Annotated in this window: 21 protein-coding genes, 1 tRNA gene and 1 other RNA gene; 2 read left to right on the plus strand and 21 right to left on the minus strand. The window is 25.8% G+C overall.

The genetic code is table 11. The features are described from left to right. The 20 genes from ACIJYH_RS05370 to ACIJYH_RS05465 all read right to left on the minus strand — a co-directional run bounded on the left by ACIJYH_RS05370 (position 1) and on the right by ACIJYH_RS05465 (position 19,998). On the minus strand, positions 1 to 840 hold the full coding sequence (locus ACIJYH_RS05370; RefSeq protein ID WP_435162613.1) for an outer membrane protein assembly factor BamD: 840 nt from the start codon (positions 838 to 840) through the stop codon (positions 1 to 3). A gap of 46 nt (positions 841 to 886) precedes the next feature. Then, the gene (gene lpxC / locus ACIJYH_RS05375; RefSeq protein ID WP_435162614.1) at positions 887 to 1,807 is read right to left on the minus strand and encodes a UDP-3-O-acyl-N-acetylglucosamine deacetylase; all 921 of its coding nucleotides are present in this window, start codon (positions 1,805 to 1,807) and stop codon (positions 887 to 889) included. 64 nt (positions 1,808 to 1,871) lie between these two features. After that, positions 1,872 to 2,204, minus strand: coding sequence for a hypothetical protein (locus ACIJYH_RS05380; protein ID WP_435162615.1), 333 nt, complete (start codon positions 2,202 to 2,204; stop codon positions 1,872 to 1,874). Between the two features lie 80 nt (positions 2,205 to 2,284). Then, on the minus strand, positions 2,285 to 2,566 hold the full coding sequence (locus ACIJYH_RS05385; RefSeq protein WP_435162616.1) for a hypothetical protein: 282 nt from the start codon (positions 2,564 to 2,566) through the stop codon (positions 2,285 to 2,287). Further along, positions 2,559 to 3,215 (minus strand): cell division protein FtsQ/DivIB, encoded by a 657-nt coding sequence (locus ACIJYH_RS05390; protein ID WP_435162617.1) that lies wholly within the window; start codon positions 3,213 to 3,215, stop codon positions 2,559 to 2,561. The genes ACIJYH_RS05385 and ACIJYH_RS05390 overlap by 8 nt, the downstream gene beginning before the upstream one ends. Then, complete coding sequence (locus ACIJYH_RS05395) at positions 3,196 to 4,110, minus strand: D-alanine--D-alanine ligase (RefSeq protein ID WP_435162618.1); 915 nt, start codon at positions 4,108 to 4,110, stop codon at positions 3,196 to 3,198. Before ACIJYH_RS05395 ends, ACIJYH_RS05390 begins: the two co-directional genes overlap by 20 nt. A 1-nt stretch (position 4,111) precedes the next feature. Beyond that, positions 4,112 to 5,017, minus strand: a complete 906-nt coding sequence (murB, locus tag ACIJYH_RS05400) for a UDP-N-acetylmuramate dehydrogenase (protein WP_435162619.1) — start codon at positions 5,015 to 5,017, stop codon at positions 4,112 to 4,114. Beyond that, positions 5,017 to 6,411: a UDP-N-acetylmuramate--L-alanine ligase gene (gene murC, locus ACIJYH_RS05405; RefSeq protein WP_435162620.1), complete on the minus strand. Its 1,395-nt coding sequence runs from the start codon at positions 6,409 to 6,411 to the stop codon at positions 5,017 to 5,019. The genes murB and murC overlap by 1 nt, the downstream gene beginning before the upstream one ends. Continuing rightward, a complete protein-coding gene (locus ACIJYH_RS05410) occupies positions 6,401 to 7,471 on the minus strand; it encodes a UDP-N-acetylglucosamine--N-acetylmuramyl-(pentapeptide) pyrophosphoryl-undecaprenol N-acetylglucosamine transferase (RefSeq protein WP_435162621.1) in 1,071 nt (356 codons plus the stop codon). Before ACIJYH_RS05410 ends, murC begins: the two co-directional genes overlap by 11 nt. A 1-nt stretch (position 7,472) precedes the next feature. Continuing rightward, positions 7,473 to 8,600: an FtsW/RodA/SpoVE family cell cycle protein gene (locus ACIJYH_RS05415; protein ID WP_435162622.1), complete on the minus strand. Its 1,128-nt coding sequence runs from the start codon at positions 8,598 to 8,600 to the stop codon at positions 7,473 to 7,475. Continuing rightward, positions 8,590 to 9,891: a UDP-N-acetylmuramoyl-L-alanine--D-glutamate ligase gene (murD, locus tag ACIJYH_RS05420; protein ID WP_435162623.1), complete on the minus strand. Its 1,302-nt coding sequence runs from the start codon at positions 9,889 to 9,891 to the stop codon at positions 8,590 to 8,592. Before murD ends, ACIJYH_RS05415 begins: the two co-directional genes overlap by 11 nt. Next, positions 9,891 to 10,976: a phospho-N-acetylmuramoyl-pentapeptide-transferase gene (mraY, locus tag ACIJYH_RS05425; RefSeq protein ID WP_435162624.1), complete on the minus strand. Its 1,086-nt coding sequence runs from the start codon at positions 10,974 to 10,976 to the stop codon at positions 9,891 to 9,893. The genes murD and mraY overlap by 1 nt, the downstream gene beginning before the upstream one ends. A 5-nt stretch (positions 10,977 to 10,981) precedes the next feature. Next, entirely contained in the window at positions 10,982 to 13,819 is a 2,838-nt protein-coding gene (locus tag ACIJYH_RS05430; protein ID WP_435162625.1) for a UDP-N-acetylmuramoyl-L-alanyl-D-glutamate--2,6-diaminopimelate ligase, read from the minus strand. A gap of 2 nt (positions 13,820 to 13,821) precedes the next feature. Continuing rightward, on the minus strand, positions 13,822 to 15,513 hold the full coding sequence (locus ACIJYH_RS05435; RefSeq protein ID WP_435162626.1) for a peptidoglycan D,D-transpeptidase FtsI family protein: 1,692 nt from the start codon (positions 15,511 to 15,513) through the stop codon (positions 13,822 to 13,824). Next, entirely contained in the window at positions 15,513 to 15,818 is a 306-nt protein-coding gene (locus ACIJYH_RS05440; RefSeq protein ID WP_435115944.1) for a cell division protein FtsL, read from the minus strand. Before ACIJYH_RS05440 ends, ACIJYH_RS05435 begins: the two co-directional genes overlap by 1 nt. Beyond that, positions 15,815 to 16,825, minus strand: coding sequence for a 16S rRNA (cytosine(1402)-N(4))-methyltransferase RsmH (rsmH, locus tag ACIJYH_RS05445; protein WP_435162627.1), 1,011 nt, complete (start codon positions 16,823 to 16,825; stop codon positions 15,815 to 15,817). The genes ACIJYH_RS05440 and rsmH overlap by 4 nt, the downstream gene beginning before the upstream one ends. Before the next feature lie 18 nt (positions 16,826 to 16,843). Further along, positions 16,844 to 18,325 carry a cell division protein FtsZ gene (gene ftsZ / locus ACIJYH_RS05450; RefSeq protein ID WP_435162628.1) on the minus strand — a complete coding sequence of 494 codons (1,482 nt, stop codon included), beginning with the start codon at positions 18,323 to 18,325 and terminating at the stop codon, positions 16,844 to 16,846. Next, complete coding sequence (mraZ, locus tag ACIJYH_RS05455) at positions 18,322 to 18,795, minus strand: division/cell wall cluster transcriptional repressor MraZ (protein ID WP_435164259.1); 474 nt, start codon at positions 18,793 to 18,795, stop codon at positions 18,322 to 18,324. The genes ftsZ and mraZ overlap by 4 nt, the downstream gene beginning before the upstream one ends. A gap of 255 nt (positions 18,796 to 19,050) precedes the next feature. Continuing rightward, an RNA gene (gene rnpB, locus ACIJYH_RS05460) (RNase P RNA component class A) lies at positions 19,051 to 19,405 on the minus strand. 41 nt (positions 19,406 to 19,446) lie between these two features. Further along, positions 19,447 to 19,998, minus strand: coding sequence for an N-acetylmuramoyl-L-alanine amidase (locus ACIJYH_RS05465; RefSeq protein WP_435162629.1), 552 nt, complete (start codon positions 19,996 to 19,998; stop codon positions 19,447 to 19,449). A 290-nt stretch (positions 19,999 to 20,288) separates the two neighbouring features. On the opposite strand from ACIJYH_RS05465, the gene ACIJYH_RS05470 reads away from it, so the two are divergent. Continuing rightward, positions 20,289 to 21,086, plus strand: a complete 798-nt coding sequence (locus ACIJYH_RS05470) for an MlaA family lipoprotein (RefSeq protein WP_435162630.1) — start codon at positions 20,289 to 20,291, stop codon at positions 21,084 to 21,086. A gap of 23 nt (positions 21,087 to 21,109) precedes the next feature. Beyond that, complete coding sequence (locus tag ACIJYH_RS05475) at positions 21,110 to 21,694, plus strand: MlaC/ttg2D family ABC transporter substrate-binding protein (RefSeq protein WP_435162631.1); 585 nt, start codon at positions 21,110 to 21,112, stop codon at positions 21,692 to 21,694. Between the two features lie 6 nt (positions 21,695 to 21,700). Here ACIJYH_RS05475 and ACIJYH_RS05480 read toward each other — a convergent pair. Continuing rightward, positions 21,701 to 21,778: transfer RNA gene (locus ACIJYH_RS05480), tRNA-Ile, on the minus strand. Positions 21,779 to 21,801: the final 23 nt, after the last annotated feature.

Raw genomic sequence — 21,801 nt, forward strand, 5'->3', positions numbered from 1 at the left:
TCAATTAAATAGAGATTTAAATTTTTCTAAAATGGAATTATTTTCTTTCTTAATTTTTTTTATGGCAGTTTTTTTATAGTCTTTGTTAAAAATACTAAATGCTTTTTCATACCATTCAGAGGATTGATAATTATAACCTAATAAATTAGCATATTTCATTGCCTCTGTTTCAATCCCTATTGTATAGTATATTTCAACTAATCTGTGAATGGCTTCCTCTACATAAATTGTAGTATCATAATCATCAACAACAACTCTAAATCTGTTTATTGCTGAGATCCATTTTTTTCTTTCCATATAATATCTGCCTATAAACATTTCCTTGGCTGCTAAAGTTTCGTTAATAAGATCAATTTTGAATGCAGCGTCAGTAGCAAATTCAGTATTTGGATATTTAGTAATTAGACTATTAAAGGTTTTTTTAGCATTAGTTATGGATTGTAAATCTTTCTTCTCATCTACAATTTGTTCATAATAACACAATCCCAATAAATACTCTGCATAAACAATATCATTATGATTAGGGTAAACTCTTAAAAATCTAATTAGCTCAGCTATTGCATCACTATAATAATTTTGAGTGTAATATGAATAAGCAGCCATCAAAGCTGATTTTGGCGCATACTCTGACTGTGGAAATAAAATTTCTGCCTCATTAAATTTTTTTGCTGCAAATAAAACATCACCAGATTTAAGTTCTTTTAATCCCTCTTTATACGCCTCTATCATCTGAGCCTCTAAATTTACTTCATTAATTGTAGATTTTTCAATTTCTTTTTTGGAACAAGAAAAACAAAGCAAAGTAATTAAAAAAAAATAAAAATAATTACGATAGTTCATAGTTGAATATACCTTTAATTCTTATCTTTTGAAATATATGTTTAGTTTAGGCTATAGATTTAAGTATTTTTCTATTTATTAAAGTATGAGGTAAATTCTTTTCTTTTATTTCAAGAATTGAAAAATTATCTTTATTTTCAAATACTTTTCTTAGTAATTGATTAGTTAAATAGTGACCTCCTTGAGAACATTTTATTTTAGCAATTACCCTATAGCCAGATGTATAAAGATCACCAATACAATCTAGTATTTTATGATTAACAAATTCTTTATTATTTCTTAAACCCTCAGGATTTAAAATTTCATGATCTTTAACTACTATGGCATTTTGCAAACTTCCACCTTTTGCCAGTCCATTTTTTTTAATTAATTCAATATCTTCAAACAAACAAAATGTTCTAGAATTATAGACATCAGTCAAATCATCTTCAAAAACTTTGACTTTGTTGCTTTGATTTCCGATAATTTGATTTTTATATTTTAGTGTAAAATCTATTTCCAAACTTAAAGTAGATGGTTCTATCGAAATAAATCTCTCACCATCTGTAAATTTGATTTCTTTATTAATCTTAATTATTTTGATGGGGGCCTCACTAATTACCAACCCAGAATTAATAATTTTTTCAATAAATTCTTTTGCAGATCCATCTAAAATTGGGACTTCTTCATTATCAATTTCTATTAGTGCATTATCTATACCAAGACCAAATAATGCTCCCATCAAATGCTCAATAGTTGAAACTTTAACACCAAATTCATTTTCAATAGTTGTGTTTAGCGAAGTATTGGTAACATTCATAAAATTTGGATAAACTAAGTTATTTTCCTTGAAATCAACTCTTTTAAAAACTATTCCAAAATTAGGCTCAGCTGGTTTAATGCATATATTCACATCTAATCCGCTGTGTAATGCTACACCGTTAAATGTAACATTATTTTTAATTGTTTTTTGAGTTAAATAAGACACAGGTGTCTTTTAAGTTGCTTTTAATAAATTTTGAAAACAAAAAATATTACTAGAAAAAACACTTTTAGCTAAATAGTTGAAAAAATTTTTCAAAAAAACCTTTATTTTCTTTACCTTTTGAGACTAATTGAACTTCATTTATATTAAAACCATCATTTAGTTTATTTGCCATCACAAATAACTCTAACGATTTTCCAGATTCTTTATCGAAAAAACTTTTAATATAGCCACCTGACATATAGCGTTTAATCTTAATTTGGTGGTTTTCTAACAGCTTATTAAAATTAAAAGTGAAGTTATTTGAAATAGAAATAAAATTTACCTCAAAAAATAGATAATCATCATTGCTATTGACATTATTTAATGGAAAACTATTTTCTTTTTCAACAATAATCATGTGCATAATTATCAGATCTTGATAATTTTCTTTAAAGATATCTTTGACTTCAATTAAGCTGTTTTCTATCTGTTTTTGATTTATATTTTTTTCATAATTTTTTTTTTTAATGAGATACCTATATCTAAAACTTTATCATCTTCTATAATTAAAATAATACTTCTAATAAAGTTTTTTATTATTTTTTCAATTTTATAGATATTGTCATCAATAAATTTTGAAAGAATATTCAATTCTATCTCATCGTTATTCTCAATTTCTTCGTGGTATAAATTCTTTAAATTATTTTTATCATAAACAAATATTTGATATTTGTTTTTAGAAATATAAAGAAAAGTTTCAAAATCTGAATTTTCAATCATTTAAAATAATTTGATTTTTAATTCTTGCATCTATAAATTTATGATCATTTAAAAATTCTATTGCTAAATTAAGGGCAAGATTTATATTATCATTTGGTAATTTTATTATAGTATTATCTATTAATTCTAAATCCCATCTTTTAGATGGAAAAAAATATAAATTTTTTATTTCTGTGTAAGAAATTTTAGATTTATCAATAATTTCTTTAATTTTAAAAAATTCAAATACTTCTGGATTTCCAAAAATAAAAGGTAGTTCATTATTAAAAGAGTTATTTTTAATAAATTTTCCATTAGAACCTATATAAAAAATTTGGCCATTTTTATTTATTTTTGCTAAAAATTTAGTTTTCTCAATATTAATATCCAGTGAAGATGGATATCTTTTAAAAATAGCATAATTTTCTACTAAAGTATTTGATTCAATTTCATCTTTCAAATCAATCTTATTAATTAAAAAAATATTATTAAGATTAAAATTTTCAATTTCTTTAAGCAAAATTAATTTATTTTTAATATCTAATCCAGAAATATTAATATTATTAATATTTTGAAATTTTAAACCATTAAAATTGATATTATTTATTGAGCCAACTATCAGCAGTAAAAAAAAATATATTAAAATTTTTTTACTTTTTCGTTGTTGCATCTTTTAAAATCCACTCAATTAGTTTTATAAAGGATATTCCTTTATATTTTGCTATTTCTGGAACAAGAGATAGTCTTGTCATGCCTGGTTGAGTATTAATCTCTAGTAAATAAAATTTATTTTTATAAAATTTAAAATCTGATCTAGTAACCCCCTTACAACCTATGATTTTGTGAGCTTTAAGTGATAAATCCATTACCTCGTTTAATTTATTTTTTGGAAGCTCAACTGGAATAATATGTTCAGTTTTTGCATTTGCACTGTATTTAGCTTTATAGTCATAAAATTTTCTCTTTGGTTTGAGTTCTATTGCTCCTAATTTTTTTTTACCCATAATTGCAACTTGAATTTCTCTTCCACCAATAAATTCCTCTATCATTATCTCTTTATAAATTCTCATAGAATTTAAAATTCTTGAAATATTTTTTTTTGTACAAATAAAAACATTTACACTTGAACCTTCATTAATTGGCTTAATTACAACTGGAAATTTGAACTTCTTTTCAATATTTTTTATTAAATCAAAATTATTTTCTTCATAAGAATATTTAATATATTTTGGGGTATTAATTTTATTTTGTATAAAAATTTTTTTAGATATTGCTTTATCCATTGCCAATGAAGAAGCAATTACTCCTGAATGAGTGTAAGGTATTTTAAACCCTTCCAAAATAGTTTGAATATAACCATCTTCACCAAACTGTCCGTGTAAAGCATTAAATATAACGTTTGGTTTAAATTGATTAATATTTTTTGACAAATTACCATCTGGTTCAGAAATTTTTACTTTATAACCATTTTTTTTTAGCTCTTTTGCAACTTGTAAACCCGTATCAAGACTAATTAATCTTTCTTTTGAAATTCCACCAGCAAGTATTAATATTTTTTTTTTCAACTTATTCTAAAATTTTTATTTCTGTTTGTAACTTTACACCAGTTTTTTTTAAAACACTTTCAGACACAAATTCTATTAATTTTTTCATATCATCAAATTTAGCATTACCTTTATTTACAAAAAAATTACAATGTTTTTCAGAAATACCAGCATCGCCAAATGATTTTTCTAGAGGAACTGATTCTTTTATTAATTGCCAAACTTTTTTGTCTGATTGACCTAGTGGATTTTTAAAAGTGCTACCACTTGTTTTAATTTTTGTAGGTTGTGCTTTTTCTTTTTCTTCTTTTAATTCTACCATTTCATTCTTAACCAAATCTGATTTTTTTCTGAAACCCTTAAAAGATGCACTTAAAAAAATTAAATCATTAGGTAATCCACTATCTCTATATTTAAAATCAATTTCTTTTGCTGGAATTGTAACAACTTGTCTTGATTTATTTATAGCTTGTACTGAGATTAGGATATCTTTAAATTCTCTTCCAAAACAACCAGCATTCATTTTTATACCTCCGCCAACTGTACCAGGTATACAAGATAAAAATTCAAATCCACCTAAATTATTATCCATTGCAAATTCTGATAGTGATTTATCACTAACGGCACTTCCAGCTATAATTATGTCTTCTGACAGAAGGGAAATATTATTAAAATTATTTGAAAACTTGATTATGACACCATCATAAGTTTTGTCAGTAATAAGAGTATTTGAGCCCCCTCCTAAAATAAATATTTTTTCCTTATTTTCTATTAATTTTAAAAATTTAATTAATTCTTTCAAATTTTGTGCTTTGTAGAAAATTTTAGCCTTACCACCTATATTAAACCAATTCCTTTTTTTTAAATTATAATCAAATTTAATATTTTCATTAAATTCTGATAATAAATCATTTTGGTTTATGCTCATTATAAATATTTAGGCATTTCTCTCATCCAAGTTGAGATTGTACCCGCACCCATTCCAATAACTATTTTTTTTCCATAAATATTATTTTTAATATATTTCGCTAATTGAAATCTATCATCTGCTAAAAATAGTTTTACTTTTGAGTTTTTGATTATTTCTCTTGCAAAATTTTCATATTTAAAACCTAGTGATATTTTTTCTCCTGCTGTATAAATAGGAAGTAAGATTATTTTATCTGCATTTTTAAATGCATAAGTGAAATCTTTTTTTAAGTCTTTTAATCTTGATATTCTATGTGGTTGAAAAATACATACTTTTTCATATCCCTTATAAACTTTATTTACTCCTTCTAACACAAATTTGATTTCAGTTGGGTGATGAGCATAGTCATCAAAAAAGTCAACTTTATTAAATGTGAAAATTTTATTAAATCTTCTTTGAACACCCTTAAAGTTTTTTAATCCTTTTTTAATACTTGAAACTGTTAATCCAATTGTAATAGCCAAAGCTGATGCTGCAACTGAATTTCTGATATTGTGTATTCCTAATAAAGGTATTTTAATTTTTTTAATTAATCTTTTTTTAATATTTGGCAAAATTATCTTTAAATCAAACTCAGAATAATCTTTTGATTGTTTAATATTTCTAATACAAAAATTTGATTTTGTATCTGTTCCATATGTGTAAAAATTTTTATTACTAAGCCTCTTAATCAAATTTTTATTATTCTTATCATCAATACAAATAAAAGATTTTCCAAATGATGGAACTTTTTTTACAAACTTAATAAAATGATTATTTAATTCATCCATAGAGCTATAAAAATCCATATGCTCTCTATCTATATTGGTTATTATTGAATATGTCGGTGGAACGTGGACAAAACTACCATCAGACTCGTCAGCTTCTAAGATAGACCAGTCACTTTTACCAAGTTTTGCAGTATTGTTGATAGAATTTATTACACCTCCATTAATAATTGTTGGGTCTATTTTAGTTTCTTGAAAAATCGAAGCTATTAGTGATGTTGTTGTTGTTTTTCCGTGAGAGCCAACAACTACAATATTTTTTGTTAATGAAACAATATTTGCTAGCATTTCTCCTCTTTTATAAATCGGGAGTTGTTTTTTTTTTGCCTCTATTAATTCAGGATTGTTTTTTTTAATTGCAGAAGAAACTACTACAATTGTTGCTTTGTTAATATTTTGCTTTTTATGTCCAATTGTAATCTTAATTTTATCTTTTTTTAATCTTTCAATATTTTTATTGCTTGCAATATCACTGCCCTGAACTTTAAATCCTTTACCCTTCATTATAAGAGATAATCCGCTCATACCTATTCCACCAATTCCAATAAAATGAATAATTTCAGATTTTGCTAATTTAATTTTCATTAATAATATTTAATAAATTTTGATTAACATTATTCCAGGTGTTTTGATAATTTAATTTTTCTAAATTATTTTTTTTTATAAGTATTTCATCTTTATTGTTTAATATTTTTAATAACAAATCTTCAAATTTTTTTTTATCAAAATTAATTTGATCAACAATCCAGCAGCAACCTTTATTTTTATAATAATTAGCATTTTCTAATTGATGATTATCTTTAGAACTTGGTAATGGAATGGCAATAAACGGTTTTTTAAACAAAGAAATTTCAGCTAAACTAGAGGCACCAGATCTTGTAATACACAAATCGGCTTGATCTATTAGTAAATTAAGATTTTGATCATAACTAAAAACAGTATTATCAATCTTATTTTCTAAATATAGATTTTTGAGATTATCAATGTTTTTTTTATTTGTTTGGTGAATTACCTTTAAAGTTTTAAACTTCGATACTTTAATAATTGACTCATGCAAAATTTTATCAAATATTTGTGCACCTTGACTCCCTCCTATTATTATTAAAGTAAATTTATTATTATTATTATTTTCTTTTGATTTTTTATTATAATATTTTTTTCTTATTAGTGGATTTATAATATTTAATTTATTTTTATATTTTTTTGGAAAACTAATAATATTCTCTGAATAACATATAATTTTTTTACAAAATTTAAGAAAAAATTTATTTGCCCTTCCAATTACCATATTAGGTTCTAACAAATAAATTTTTATATTTAATATCCAGGCTGCCATACATAATGGTAGTGACATGTACCCACCAGTAGAAATAAGAATTTGAATTTTTTCTTTTTTTAATATTATCAAAGATTTTAAAACTAAAAAAAATATTTTTATAACTGATAATGGAAGTAAAATTAAATTATTTAACTTGGGTGTATCAATAACTAGTATCTTATAAAATTTATCATCAAGATATTTAAGACCTCTAACATCACTTGAAATTGATATGTCATAATTTTCTTTTAAATGATCATAGATTGTAATTGCAGGAATGACATGGCCACCAGATCCTCCAGTAGAGATTAAAATTTTACCTTTCATTTTAATTTTTTATTTTTCTTTTTGTTAAATTTAAGATTATGCCTGATATTATTGAGATACTTATTATTGAAGAACCTCCATAACTCAAAAATGGTAAGGTCATACCTGTGGTTGGAAACAATCTGATATTAACACCTATATGAATAGTTGCTTGCATTAAAATTAAACTCACACATCCGATTAAAACAAGTTTAATTTTATCATCTTTTTCCAAGTTTATTTTTTTAAAAACCATATAAATAAAAATTAAAAATAATAATAATATTAATATTATGGCAACAACACCAAACTCTTCAGAAATTACAGAGATTATATAATCAGTGTGTGCTTCTGGTACTCGATTTTTTAAAGTTCCTTCACCAATTCCTTTACCAAAGAAACCACCACTTGTAATAGACTCGATAGCTTTGTCAGATTGAAAATTATGTGTTCCTGTATCTCTATTAAAAAAAGAAAAAATCCTACCTTGAATATAATCAAACTTAGGTACGTACATAATTAAGTAAACTAACGAAATAATAGCAATAGTAGAAAGACCAAAAAGTAAAAAGATATTTACTCCAGATGTAAAAATTAAAACTGCCCAAGAGAAAATAACGAGAAGAGTTTGACCTATATCAGGCTGCATTATAAGAAATAAAGCAATTATAGATACCAAGATTGTTGATAATAAATATTTTAAATAAATATTTGAAGTTCTGACACTACATAAAATAGTTGAAATCATAATAACGAAAAAGGGTTTTAATAATTCAATGGGTTGAAATCTTGGTAAAAAAAATAAGTCTATCCATCTTTTTGATCCCTTAACTTCAACACCAATAATGGGAACTAAAAGTAAAGCAACCAAAGTAATAAAAAAAAGAAAATATGAGTAATGAAATAATTTATTAGTTTTTAAAGAAGAAAAAATAAAAATTATAAATATTCCAATAAAAATATAGATTAAATGCTTAAAAAAAAAGAAGTAACTATTTGTATCTAATTTATCAGAAGCAATTAATGATGTAGAAACTAACGAGAAAAAAAGTCCAATTATAAATAATAAGCTAATAAGTAAAAATATTGATTTATCTATATTCTTCCACCATTGATAATAAAATTTAAATATAAAAATATTATTTTGCATTAACAAATTTTTTAATTAATTGATTAAAATATTTTCCCCTATCTTCAAAATTTTTAAAACTATCAAATGATGCCCCAGCTGGACTAAATAATATGATATTTTTTTTTAACTTCTCATTCTTTAAATCAGAAAATATTTCTTTTAATATATCTTTTAAATATTTTAAATGATTAATAGAAATTTTATTTCTAACATTTTTTTTAAATTCTCTATAATGGTTACCAAATACAAATGTTTTAAAATTCTTGCAATGTTTTTTAGATAGATTTAATTTATCACCTTTTTTAGGAATGCCACCTAAAATCCAATAAACATTTTCTAAATTTTTTAATAAATTTTCTGATGATGCAAAACTTGTTGATTTCGAGTCATTAATTATTGTTAAATTTTTATTTTCATAGACAATTTGTTGTCGATATTTTAATCCTTTGAATCTATTTAAAGTTTTAATTAATATTTTATTATTTAAATTTAATTTTTCTGAAATCTTTAAAATAAATGATAAATTTTCTAGGTTACCTGCAGATAAAAAGTATTTATTTTTTATTAGTTTAATTATTTTATTAGCTTTTTTTAAATTAACTTTAATAATTTTTGGATTATATCTTTTACTATGTAACTTTTTGTTTATTAGCACGTCATTTTTTTTTACAAAAGCTATAGACTCCCTAGACTGTGTGTCTAATAATCTAAATTTAGCACTAATATAATTTTTTAAATTTTTATGCCTCTCTATATGATCAGGACTTATATTAAGTATTACTGAGTATTTAGAGGTAAATAATTGACTATAATCTAGTTGATATGATGAAGCTTCAACCACAAAAAAAGTATTTTTAGTAATTTTTTTTTCACATAATATTGGATTTCCAATGTTTCCAACCAATCTGCAGTCATACTTTTGGTCTGATAAAACTTCATGTAATACTTTAGCAGTGGTTGATTTTCCATTAGTCCCAGTGATAGTGATACTTTTATTTTTGTAAAATGTGTAGAATACATCTAAATCTGTATAAATTTTAGATTTACTCTTTTTAAGAAATTTAGATAATTTACATTTTAAAATATCAATTCCAGGGCTGATAATAACACCATCAAACTTAATTTTAGATATTGCCTGAATACTTTTTAACCTTTGATATGATCGATTTCTAAATTTTTTTGTTAAATCATCGTCAAATAAATATACTTTAGATTTATTCTTTAAAAATTTATATGAAGCAATTCCACTTTTTCCCAAACCATAAATTAATATTTTTTTTCCTAAAAAAATATTTTTATTTTCAATCATTACCTTAATTTTAAAGTGGCTAAACCTATCATTGCTAAAATGATTGAAATGATCCAAAACCTAATTACCACAGTTGACTCTGGCCATCCTTTTTTTTCAAAATGATGATGTATTGGTGCCATTCTAAAAATTCTTTTACCAGTTAATTTAAAAGAAATTACTTGTACCATTACCGAAACAGCCTCTAGAACGAATAAACCACCTGTAATTGCTAATACTATTTCATGTTTTGTAATTATTCCAACAGCACCTAAGGAGCCTCCAAGTGCTAAAGAGCCTGTGTCACCCATAAAAATTTTAGCAGGTGGAGCATTAAACCATAAAAACCCTAAACATGATCCTATTATCGCACCACAAAAAATTGAAACCTCACCAGTGCCTTCAATGTATGGAATTTGCAAATAATCAGAAAAAACAATATTTCCAGTTACATAACTTATAAACGCAAAACAACCTGCAACTAAAATTACAGGGACTGTAGCTAATCCATCAAGCCCATCTGTTAAATTAACTGCATTTGATGAGCCAACAATTACAAATACAGAAAAAGGAATAAAAAACCACCCAAGATTAATTATTAAATTTTTAAAAAATGGAAAATATAAATTTGTAATTTCTTGATAATCAACAAAATAAAGAAATAAACTAGTTCCCAATATAGCTAATATAACTTGTGATAATATTTTAAATTTAGATGAAATTCCTGAGGAATTATTATGTTTTATTTTTTTATAATCATCAAAGGCTCCAAGTAAACCAAATGAAATGGCAATGTAGATACAAAATAAAACACTTGTGTTTGATAAATCCCCCCAAAATAATACAGAAAGTAATAATCCAAACAAAATGATTACTCCTCCCATTGTTGGAGTACCAATTTTTTTTATAATATGATCTTGTGGACCATCATCACGTATAGGATTAACAATTTTTCTATTTGAAAAAAAATTTATAAAAGGTCCACCGATTAACAAAACTATAATTAATGAAGTAAATAAAGATAGTCCTGTTCTAAAGGTGATATATTTAAAAACGTTTAAAAACCCAAAGGTATCAACGAAATTAAGTAAAAATTGATAAAGCATTTATTTTATCCTTTAATTTCTCTTATTGTCTTATTAAATCCTGTTGCATTTGAGGCCTTAACCATAAGATAATCATTATTATTTAAATCATTTTTAATCAAATCAATAATTTGTGAGTTGTTATTCAACACCCTGCCTCTTTTCTTTTTTGAAACAGAATTGTATGTAAATAAAACTTTATTTCCTTTAACAAAGACTTTGTCTATCTTTGTGTTATTAATTATTTTTCCTATAGTTTGATGAAGCCTTTTTGAGTGTTTTCCTAGTTCTAACATATCACCCAATAATAGATATTTTTTTCCTTTGTTAATTTGAATTTTATCAAAATTTAAAATTGAAGATTTAAGAGACAACGGGTTTGAATTGTAACTTTCATCTACCAAGTTTAATCTTTTATTATCAATCTTAATTTTAGTAATATCTCCTCTACCATCTGGTGTTTTAAATCCCATAAAAATATTTTTATTCAATTTAGATATATTTATAAAAATACTCATTACAGCTAAAGTAGCTAAAATATTTAAGATATTATTTTGAAAATTATTAGAAATAAAAAAATAAGTTTTTAAATCATTTACTCTAATTATTGCTTTAAACTTATTGGTAATTTTCTTAATACTTACTAGTTTTATATTTGTATTTTGATTATCAATACTAAATGATAAAATTCTAAGTTTTCTTTTATTTGCTATTTTTTTATGCAAAGTATAAAAATCATCATCAGCATTTAAAACAATAAACCCATTAAATTTAATATTATTAATTATTTCTGATTTTGCTAAAGCAATTTGTTTTATATTCTTAAAATTCTTAGCGTGTGCATAATTAATATTTGTAATCACACCAACATCTGGTTTTACAATTTTAGACAGATAGTCTATTTCACCCTTTTTATCCATCCCAATTTCTAAAACTCCATATTTATTTCTTTGATCTAAATTAAAAAGACTTAATGGAACTCCATACTTATTATTATAAGATTTAGGTGAAATACCAACTGTAGATATCTGTTTTAATGAATTGCCCAACAATTCTTTTAAAGTAGTTTTTCCACAGCTACCAGTTATAGCAATAATTTTTGTTTTTATATTTTCTCTATATAACTCAGAACTTTTTGTTAAAAATTTTAGAGGGTCTTTGCTTTTAATTTGACGAGAAATATTTATTTTTTTTTCAATTTTATTAACTACTGCAATTGATGCTTTTTTTTTGAAAGCTTCACTTATAAATTTGTTACCATCATTTTTTTTTCCTTTAATTGCAAAAAAAATATCATTTTTTTTTATTTCTTTTGAATTAATTCTAGCTTTATCCAAAAAGATTTTGTTGGATATTTTTTTTTCTAAACTAAGCTCGTTAAATATATTAACCTTTAAATTATTTGATAAATTTGAATTTTTAATTTTTATTGCTTCAAGGATAATTTTTTTATCAGAGAAAAAAATTTTTTTTACACCAATTTCTTGAACTTTTTCGTGACCTTTTCCAGCTACAAGTAAAATCTCGCCTGTATTTAAGTGTTTTATTGCCTCTGCAATTGCTTTGGCTCTATTAGAAAATTCTAACACTTTTTGTTTTTTTATTCCCTTTTTTATGTCTTTTCTTATTTTACTAGGTTGTTCTAGTCTTGGATTATCATCTGTAAGATAAATTTTATCTGAAAAAAGATCAGCAATTTTACCCATTTTAGCTCTTTTATTTTGATCTCTATTACCTCCACAACCAAACACTAAAGTTATTTTTTTACTTGGAAATTGTTCTTTTATATTTGTAAGACAAGTTTTTAAAGCATCTGGTGTATGTGCATAATCTAAGATTACCTTTGAGTTATTTTTTATTTTACCAACTTTTTCAAATCTTCCCTCTACAGACTTAATTTTTGGTATTACACTAAGTATGTCTTTAATATTGATGCTACTTTTGATTGTGGCAATGACTGCCATTAATACATTTTTAAATTGAACTTTTCCTATCAGATTAAGTCTAATTTTATGAATTGAATTTTTATATTTTATCTCTAACAATTGAGACTCACCCTGATACTGATGAGATAACAATTGAAAATCATTTTTTTTATCTAACAATGAAAAAAGATTTAAATTTTTATTGGTTGCCATATCTTTTATTTTTTTGAATTCTGGTATTTGTTCATCGGTTATTATATTGCCTCTTTTTTTAATTAATTTTTCAAATAGATATAGTTTTGCTTTTAAATAATTTTTTGTATTTTTATGATAATCCAAATGATCTTGTGACAAATTTGTGAATATTCCTGTATTAAACAATAAGCCATCTAGCCTGTTTTGACTTAGACCATGACTAGATGCTTCCATAATAACATTGTTAATATTTTGTTTTTTTAATTTATTTAAAATTTTACTTAATTGAATTGGATCTATGGTAGTATTAGATAAATCTTTTTTATATTTTCTTGATTTAACACCCAATGTTCCAATTGATGCAACTTTTTTATCATTCAAATTTAATATTTGATAATAAAAATCGGCAATAGAGGATTTTCCATTTGTACCCGTAACTGCAATAATATTATTTGGTATTTTATTATTAATTTTAAATGATATTTCAGCTAATAACTTTCTAATATTATTTGAGTTAATAAATAGAATGCCATTTTTTAGTCCATTAATTTTTTTTTCAGTTACTACTATTTTTGCACCGTTAGAGATTGCAGATGGAACAAAGTCATTACCATCTATCTTATTTCCTTTAATTGCAAAAAAAATATTATTTTTTTTTATTTGAGTGCTGTCAAAAGTAATTCCTGAAAAAAAAAATTTTTTATAGGTTGCTTGAATGTTTTGAAAATAATCGCCTAGGAGCATAATTAATTAATTTCTAGATATTTTGTGGCTAAAATAGGCCCAATTTTATCCATTATTTTTCCAGCTACCTCTACCGAAGTCCATCCAGCACTATTATTTAATGTTCCTCTCCAACCACCCTTTCGATGTCTATATTTATAATAATAATCTTTAGATTTTCTTGGCCCATCTAGCATCACTATGAATACAAATTGAGGATTTGAAGTTGGAAAAATTGAAGCAAAAGTATTCACCTTTGCATCATCAGAATAAATACCATTTAAAACTTTATCTGCCGTTCCTGTTTTGCCTCCAATTTCATAATTTGGAACATTTGCAAACTTTGCAGTGCCTTCTTCGGTATTAACAATTTTTCTTAAAACTGTAACCACTTGATCAGATACACCACTATTTAAAAGTCTTGCACCTTTAGAATTTTCATTATCCTTATAAATTAAAGTTGGCTTAACATCATAACCACCATTAGATAATATTGCATATCCTTTTGCTAACTGAATGATGGTAGTTGCAATACCATGGCCATATGAAGCTGTAGCTAATTTACATTTACCAAAATCGTAGTCTTTTTGTGGAGCTACTTCATTAATATCAAAATCAATTGGGCTAAGGACACCAATTTTTTCTAGGAAAGATTTATACTTCTCTGGTCCAATTTTTTGTCCAATTCTAACTGAACCAATGTTTCCAGATCTAATAATTATTTGTTCGGCAGTTAAATCTGATGGAATTTTATTGTCATATTCTCCTATTCTATTTTTACCACATTGAATTGATTTTGGTAAATCTATGAATTCTGTTTCTGGTTTTATTAAATCTTCATTTAAAGCGCTTGCAAATGTGAATGGTTTGAAAACTGAACCAAGCTCATAAGTTCCTTTAGTTACTCTATTAATAAAATTAGCATCAGTTATATTTTGTCTTTCATTGGGATTAAAATCAGGTAATGAAATAAGTGAAAGTATATTCCCATTATTCACATTCATGAGTAGTGCAGCACTGCCTTTGCTTTTAAAAATTTTTTGATATTTAATTAGTTCTTTTCGTATTAAAAATTGTACATTCTTATCGACTGTAAGTTTTATTGGTTTTTTTGAATTTCTAAGAACCTCATCGAATGATTTTTCTAAACCTGAAATTCCATTATTATCATCATCTATTTGACCAATAATATGACTAAAAAGATTTTTTTGAGGATACATCCTTAAAACTTTTTCTTCAGGTTTTATAGAATTATCACCAAGCTTCATTAATTTTTCATAATTTTCCTCTGAGACTTTTTTTTCTAACCAAAAGAACTTTTTTGTATCGAGTTGCTTTTTAATTTTATTAAAATCTTTATTTGGAAAAAAGATATTTAAGCTTAATAAAAGTTTTTTCTTATCTATTATATCTGCTGTCTTTATGCCTATATCTATAGATTTGACCGTTTTAGCTAAATAATTGCCATTTACATCAATTATATCAGCTCTATAGAGTTTATTTGCAAACGTTGTCACATTATTATTTAATTCTATCTTAGATTTACGAGATCCAAGATGGATTAAATGAATAGTATAAATTAAATAAATAATAAAAAAGAAAAAGAATACAAACGCCACTCTATTAAATTCAATATTTAAACTTGTATTATTTTTTTTATAATCAAAATTTTTTTTATAATCTTCAATAATAATTTTCGATTTTAATTTTTCCATTATTCGCTAATTATTTTTAAATTTTTAATCTCTTTATCTTTATTTGTAATTTTAAAGACTTTTATATTTTCAATTTTTTTTTGTATTAAATCATTTTCAAAATATAATGATTGAAACTCTAATAATTTGTCAGAAGAACTCAGGTAATCAAACTCCAACTTGATCTTCTCAAGTTCTGAATTTAAAATTCTAATATTTTCTTTTACTGTGAAAAGTTTATCCTCATTTTTTTTGGCAGAATTTTTTATAATTGCGGTAAATAAAATTAATGAAAAAATAACTAAAACTAGGGCAATTTTTTTCATAACTTATTTCCAAAATTTTCTATCTCAATTAAGTTACTAAATTGTTCTAGAACGTCAGTTTTAAAATCATAAAAGTCATTTTTTTTAATCACATATCTAAGTTTTGCTGATCTTGATGGTAAGTTTTCACTTATCTCTTCATCAGAGGGTGTAATTGCTTTTTTTTCATTTAATTTAAGTAATGTTTCTGGCTGTTCTGTAATTGGGGCATATCTTGATATACTTTTTTTCTCAGAAAGACTTTTGAAAAAATATTTTACAATTTTATCCTCTAATGAATGGAATGTAACTACAGCTAATACACCATCTTTCTTTAAAACCTTGGTTGCATTAATTAGTCCAAAAATTAATTCACTTATTTCTCTATTAACTAAAATTCTTAAAGCTTGAAAAACTTTTGTAGCACTATGAACTTTAAAGTTCTTTTTTCTTTTTGTTTTATCTATGATTTCAACAAGTGTTTGAGTGTCTATTTTTTTCTTAGATCTTTCCTTAATAATATTTCTAGCTATAAATTTACTCTCTCTTTCTTCTCCAAAGAATTTGAATATTTTATCTAACTCTTTTTCATCAAGTTTGTTGATTACATCTTCGGCAGAATAATTATTCAAACCCATTTGCATATTCAAATTTCCTTTAGATTCAAATGACAGGCCTTTTTTAGGATCTTTAATTTGAACATAAGAATAACCAAGATCAAATATTACTCCTTTAACATTTTCGTTTTTAAGTTTTAGATTATTTAGTTGACTAAATTTAATGTTTTTAAATAAAAACCTGTCTTCAAATTTATTTTTTAGCTGATTAGCTATTACTTCACTTTCGATATCTCGATCTAAAGCTATTATTTTAGTGTTTTCAAACTCTAAGATTTTTTTTGAGTAACCCCCTTGACCAAAAGTACAATCAATAAATGTGCCACCATATTGAGGGGAAATAATGCTAATAATTTCTTTTAGCAGTACAGGATAATGCTTTTGCTCATCCAGTACTATGGTGGCGTCCATTTATATCTTTGAAGACCATTAATTTTTTTGTCTTCTTAAGAATGCTGGTATCTCAAGATCGTCATCTTCTTCTTCATGGCTTGAAGATATTAATTCATCAGAACTTGAATTTTCAGTTTCTGAATTAAATAAATCTGGTGCGTCTGAATCAACTCCAAATTCTTTAAGATCATTAGAAACATCCTCTTCAATATTTTCTTCCACTGTTTGTTCTTCAGAAGCTTCTATAGCTTCTTGAGTAAACGATTTTTCCATTTCATTTACAGAACTATCTTCAATAACACTTTCTGTTTCAAGATTATTACTATGCATTGTTTCCTCATTTGAAATATTAGAATTCAAATGTTCTTGATGTTGTTCTTGTATAATTTCATTATCTAGTTTGAGTGCATTGGCACCATGTGAAACGGGATTTGAAATTGAATTTGAAAAGTTAAAAGATGCAGATGATCCTATGTTTGAAAAATCTGAATAACCTGGATTTCTATTTTGAATACGGTGCACCATATTTATCACAGATTTAGTCTCAGGTTGCTGACCATCTAAAGATGTTGCAACAATTGAAACTCTCATTTTTCCATCTAATTCAGAATCAGTAATTGCACCAATAATCAATTCTGCTTCTGGGTCAACTTCAGCTCTAACTTTATTTACCGCCTCATCTACTTCAAAAAGTTTAAGATCTTTTCCACCTGTAATATTAACCAATAATCCTTTTGCACCTTTGAGAGTATAGTCGTCAATCAATGGATTACTAACAGCCATCTCAGCTGCTTTAAGAGCTCTACCTTCTCCTTCTGCCTCTCCAGTGCCCATCATTGCTTTGCCCATAGAAGCCATAACAGTTTCAACATCAGCAAAATCTAGATTAATTAAACCTGGTCTCACCATTAAATCAGTTATACTTTGAACACCGTGCATTAAAACATTATTTGAAAGATTAAAAGAGTCTTCAAATGTTGTTTGTTCATTTGCAATTTTAAACAAGTTTTGATTTGGAATAACTATTATTGTATCAACGTGTTTTCTTAATTCTTCTAAACCTTGTTGTGCCCTTCTCATTCTAGAAGGACCCTCATATAAAAATGGAAGGGTAACAACACCTACAGTTAAAATATTTAATTCCTTTGCAGCTCTAGCGATAACATGAGCAGCGCCAGTACCTGTTCCACCACCCATACCAGCTGCAATAAAAACCATATTTGCACCTTGCAAAGTATTTACAATTTCATTTAAAGACTCATCTGCTGCTGCTTGACCAATATCTAATTTGGCACCAGCACCTAATCCTTTGGTTAAATTTAAACCAATTTGAATTCTTGTTTTACATTTACTTAACTTTAAATCTTGTGCATCAGTATTGACTGCAATAAATTCTACACCTTGTAGATTATTTTCAATCATTTCATTTATTGCGTTTCCACCTGCACCACCAACTCCCATTACTAAAAGTCGTGGCTGTAATTCTTTAATTTCTGGTGCTTTAAAGTTAATTGTCATCTGTTATTCCCCTCGTTATTGTTAAAATGTTTTTCCCATTTAAGACTTGCTCGATTTAGATTTGCTTTTTTTTTTGCTATAGCCTTAAATTTTTCAAATGCTGTTGGTTCCCAAATTTGAAATGTTTGGCCCTGACCAACAAATAACATAATATTTTTAATTTTTGCATGCTTCAATAATTTTGATGAAAGTGATATTCTTCCTTCTCCATCAAATTGTAAGTTTGTACTTTCTGCTAAAATTGATGTTGCAAAAAAATCTCTTTTTTCCTCAAATGGATTTAAAGAGTCTATAGCAGAGGAAATTTTTTCTACTCTATCTTGGGAGCAAGCTTCAATAGAAGCGTTATTAAAAGAAGGATAACAAATAACTCCGTTGTATCCTAAATTTGAAAGATGAGATCTATAACTAGCAGGCACAGAAACTCTCCCCTTTTTGTCTAGTTTGTTCTCGTAAGTTGATAAAAACATATAATTTATAATTTTTAAATTCCATAATTGGGAATATGTGGGAATATATGGGTTATTTAATTTAGTGTCAAATATTGAATCTTGTAAATTTTGACTGTTTTTAACAACTTTTTTAATACTAAAAATAATAATTAATTCAAATTTTTTTATATTGAGAGCCATATATCTTGAGTTGAAAAAATAGAACATTATTGACTCATTAGTGAATCAAAGCGTGAACATCTAATTTAGATGTAATCTTAAACTGTGGATAATTTTGCCAGATAAACTATAAGCCGGGTTCTGTCATTTAAATCCATCATTTGTCTAGGCTTAAAATCACTCTTAAGCTCAAGCAACTAACCCTGATGACTAGCCAAGGATGGCTTTTAGTCTTTCGACAATGTCATCTCTACTTAGTCTTGCTCCCAGTGGGGTTTTCCAGCGTTCATTGTTACCAATAGAACCGGTGTGCTCTTACCACACCTTTTCACCCTTGCCATGTTATGGCGGTTTATTTTCTGTGGCACTATCCCTAGGGTTACCCCCGCCAGGTATTATCTGGCACTGTATCCTTGCGGAGCCCGGACTTTCCTCTTTAATAAATTAAAGCGATAAATCATTCATCTGGCAACTCCAACTTATTACTTAACTACAAAACTGCAAGAAATTTTAATTCAATTTTTTTGCTAGATTTTGACTTATAAGCAAACATTCTTGGTCAATTTTACCATTTATCAATTCTTGTCTAAATCTTCTTTGAAAGGCCGTAATTACAAAATTTAAAAATTTATCTTTTTTAATTTTTGTCGGGTTTTTGATTGAATATCCAATTTTTGAAATATTGTTAAAAAATTTTTTTTTATCTTTCTGGCTTACTTTTTTTCTTCTATATTTGATAAGATTTGCTTTTGATAACGAATGCCACTTACCAATTCCTATTTGAGCTAAATATTTCCATGGAAATTTTTCACCTGGATCTTTTTTTCTAGTTGCGGCAATATCGGAATGGCCTAAAATGTTTTTTTTATTAATTTTATATTTTTTAATCAAAAAATTACTTAGTTTTTTAATAGATCGAATCTGTTTTATAGAAAATTTTTTATAATTAAAATTATGACCTGGATTACTTATTTCAATTCCGATTGAATTTTTATTTAGAGATACTAAGTTTTTCCAAGATGACAATCCAGCATGCCAAGCTTCGTAAAGGTCTGGCACCATAATTACTATTTCTCCATTATTTTTAATTAAATAGTGACAGCTGACTTTAGATTCCGTGTTTGTAAGCCTTTCTATTGCGTCTGATTCTCTTTTTCATTCCCGTATAATGAAAAATAATAAATTTAATTTGATTTGGTTTTCTTTTTTTTATTTCAAAGTTTGGAGAATAATTCTTAATTATATTCATGCTCAATTTAGGTATAAATTTTGACCATTTATAAACACTTTGTAGACATTTTTTAGAATTAAATGTTATTTTTTAAATTATAATAATATATATATAATTGGCTATGCTAAAAAAACTAACGATAACCATAATTTATATTTTTTTATTGGTATTTAATGCAAATGCTGGGTCTGATGGTGAATTAGTATTAAAAAAAGATCAACCACAAGAAATAAAAGATTGTTTTGAAAAGTTGAATAGAGCGACTTTTGCATTTAATCAAAGTTTGGATAAAGCGCTTATAAAACCAATAGCAAAAAGTTATAGAGATTTACCAGATCCAATTCAAAAGGGTACTAGAAATGCAGTTAAAAATTTATCTAATCTTATAACAATACCTAATAATATTTTGCAGGGCGATGTTAAGATAGCAATAATAAATACTGGCAGATTAGTTGTAAATACAACAGTAGGACTTTTAGGAACTATTGATGTTGCAAATAAAATGGGTTTTCCTAAATATGAAAAAGAAGATTACGGTCAAACCTTAGGAAAATGGGGTGTGGGACCAGGCTGTTTCGTAGTGCTGCCTGTATTAGGTCCATCTACTGTTAGAGATACTGCTGGATCATTTGCTAATATATTAGGAGGTGACCCTTGGTATAACATATCAGTACATGGTAATAATGAGTTTTTAAGTGAAGGGGTTTTTATAGCATCCAGAGCTTTAGATGGTATTGATTTTAGATCAAATAATCTGGAGTCACTTGACAATCTTGAAAAAAATTCAATAGATTTTTATGCATCTTTAAGAAGCTTATATTTGCAAGACAGAGAAAATAAAATTAAGAATAATCAAAGAGGAAGGGTAGATGTTATCTATGAAGATGAAGGAGACTGGGAAGAAATAGATAACAAGTAATCCTAATAAAAAAATTAATTTTAATGAAAAGAATTCTTATAATCATAATATTTTTCAACCTATTTTGTGGGCATGTTTTTTCTACTGAGCCTAATATATTTGTACAATCTACTGTAAATAGGGCATCACAAATTCTATCAAAGAATATTTCAAAAGAAGAAAAAATAAATGCACTAAAAACTATTGCTAAGGAAACTGTAGATATAAAAGGAATAGGTTTTTATACCCTAGGTTCGGCTAGAAAAAATTTAAATGACAATCAAAAAAGAACATATTTTGGTTTATTTGAAAATTATTTTTTAAAAACTTTTTCTAGCAGACTGTCTGAATACACTAATCCCAAAATTGATGTTCAGAGTAAAAAAGTCATAAATGAAAATTATACAATTGTTAATAGTATATTAATTAGTACACCTGATAGACCTGAGGTAAAAATTGATTGGAGAGTTTATACAAAAAATCCTGACGAACCTTTAATTAGAGATCTGATAATAGAGGGACTCAGCTTAGCAAGAACACAAAAAGAAGAGTTTGCATCAATTTTGAATTCTAATGATGGTCAAATAGAAGCCTTATTTGAAATTTTAGAAAATTTTTCAAAAAACTAATAATTTTGGTGGGCCCGCCAGGACTTCGAACCTGGGACCAATACATTATGAGTGTACTGCTCTAACCAACTGAGCTACAGGCCCAAAACTTACTGTTAACTATAACA

The sequence above is a fragment of the Candidatus Pelagibacter bacterium nBUS_25 genome (genome assembly GCF_051200975.1).
Taxonomy (GTDB): Bacteria; Pseudomonadota; Alphaproteobacteria; order Pelagibacterales; family Pelagibacteraceae; genus Pelagibacter.

Coding starts and splice junctions, on each gene's coding strand:
- ACIJYH_RS05470 (WP_435162630.1), top strand. CDS start 20,289: ATGCTAAAAAAACTAACGATAACCATAATTTATATTTTTTTATTGGTA.
- ACIJYH_RS05370 (WP_435162613.1), bottom strand. CDS start 840: ATGAACTATCGTAATTATTTTTATTTTTTTTTAATTACTTTGCTTTGT.
- mraY (WP_435162624.1), bottom strand. CDS start 10,976: ATGCTTTATCAATTTTTACTTAATTTCGTTGATACCTTTGGGTTTTTA.
- ACIJYH_RS05430 (WP_435162625.1), bottom strand. CDS start 13,819: ATGCTCCTAGGCGATTATTTTCAAAACATTCAAGCAACCTATAAAAAA.
- murD (WP_435162623.1), bottom strand. CDS start 9,891: ATGATTGAAAATAAAAATATTTTTTTAGGAAAAAAAATATTAATTTAT.
- ACIJYH_RS05465 (WP_435162629.1), bottom strand. CDS start 19,998: ATGGTGCCAGACCTTTACGAAGCTTGGCATGCTGGATTGTCATCTTGG.
- ACIJYH_RS05435 (WP_435162626.1), bottom strand. CDS start 15,513: ATGGAAAAATTAAAATCGAAAATTATTATTGAAGATTATAAAAAAAAT.
- ftsZ (WP_435162628.1), bottom strand. CDS start 18,325: ATGACAATTAACTTTAAAGCACCAGAAATTAAAGAATTACAGCCACGA.
- ACIJYH_RS05380 (WP_435162615.1), bottom strand. CDS start 2,204: ATGATTATTGTTGAAAAAGAAAATAGTTTTCCATTAAATAATGTCAAT.
- ACIJYH_RS05440 (WP_435115944.1), bottom strand. CDS start 15,818: ATGAAAAAAATTGCCCTAGTTTTAGTTATTTTTTCATTAATTTTATTT.
- mraZ (WP_435164259.1), bottom strand. CDS start 18,795: ATGTTTTTATCAACTTACGAGAACAAACTAGACAAAAAGGGGAGAGTT.
- ACIJYH_RS05415 (WP_435162622.1), bottom strand. CDS start 8,600: ATGCAAAATAATATTTTTATATTTAAATTTTATTATCAATGGTGGAAG.
- ACIJYH_RS05385 (WP_435162616.1), bottom strand. CDS start 2,566: ATGATTGAAAATTCAGATTTTGAAACTTTTCTTTATATTTCTAAAAAC.
- ACIJYH_RS05390 (WP_435162617.1), bottom strand. CDS start 3,215: ATGCAACAACGAAAAAGTAAAAAAATTTTAATATATTTTTTTTTACTG.
- rsmH (WP_435162627.1), bottom strand. CDS start 16,825: ATGGACGCCACCATAGTACTGGATGAGCAAAAGCATTATCCTGTACTG.
- ACIJYH_RS05410 (WP_435162621.1), bottom strand. CDS start 7,471: ATGAAAGGTAAAATTTTAATCTCTACTGGAGGATCTGGTGGCCATGTC.
- murC (WP_435162620.1), bottom strand. CDS start 6,411: ATGAAAATTAAATTAGCAAAATCTGAAATTATTCATTTTATTGGAATT.
- murB (WP_435162619.1), bottom strand. CDS start 5,017: ATGAGCATAAACCAAAATGATTTATTATCAGAATTTAATGAAAATATT.
- ACIJYH_RS05475 (WP_435162631.1), top strand. CDS start 21,110: ATGAAAAGAATTCTTATAATCATAATATTTTTCAACCTATTTTGTGGG.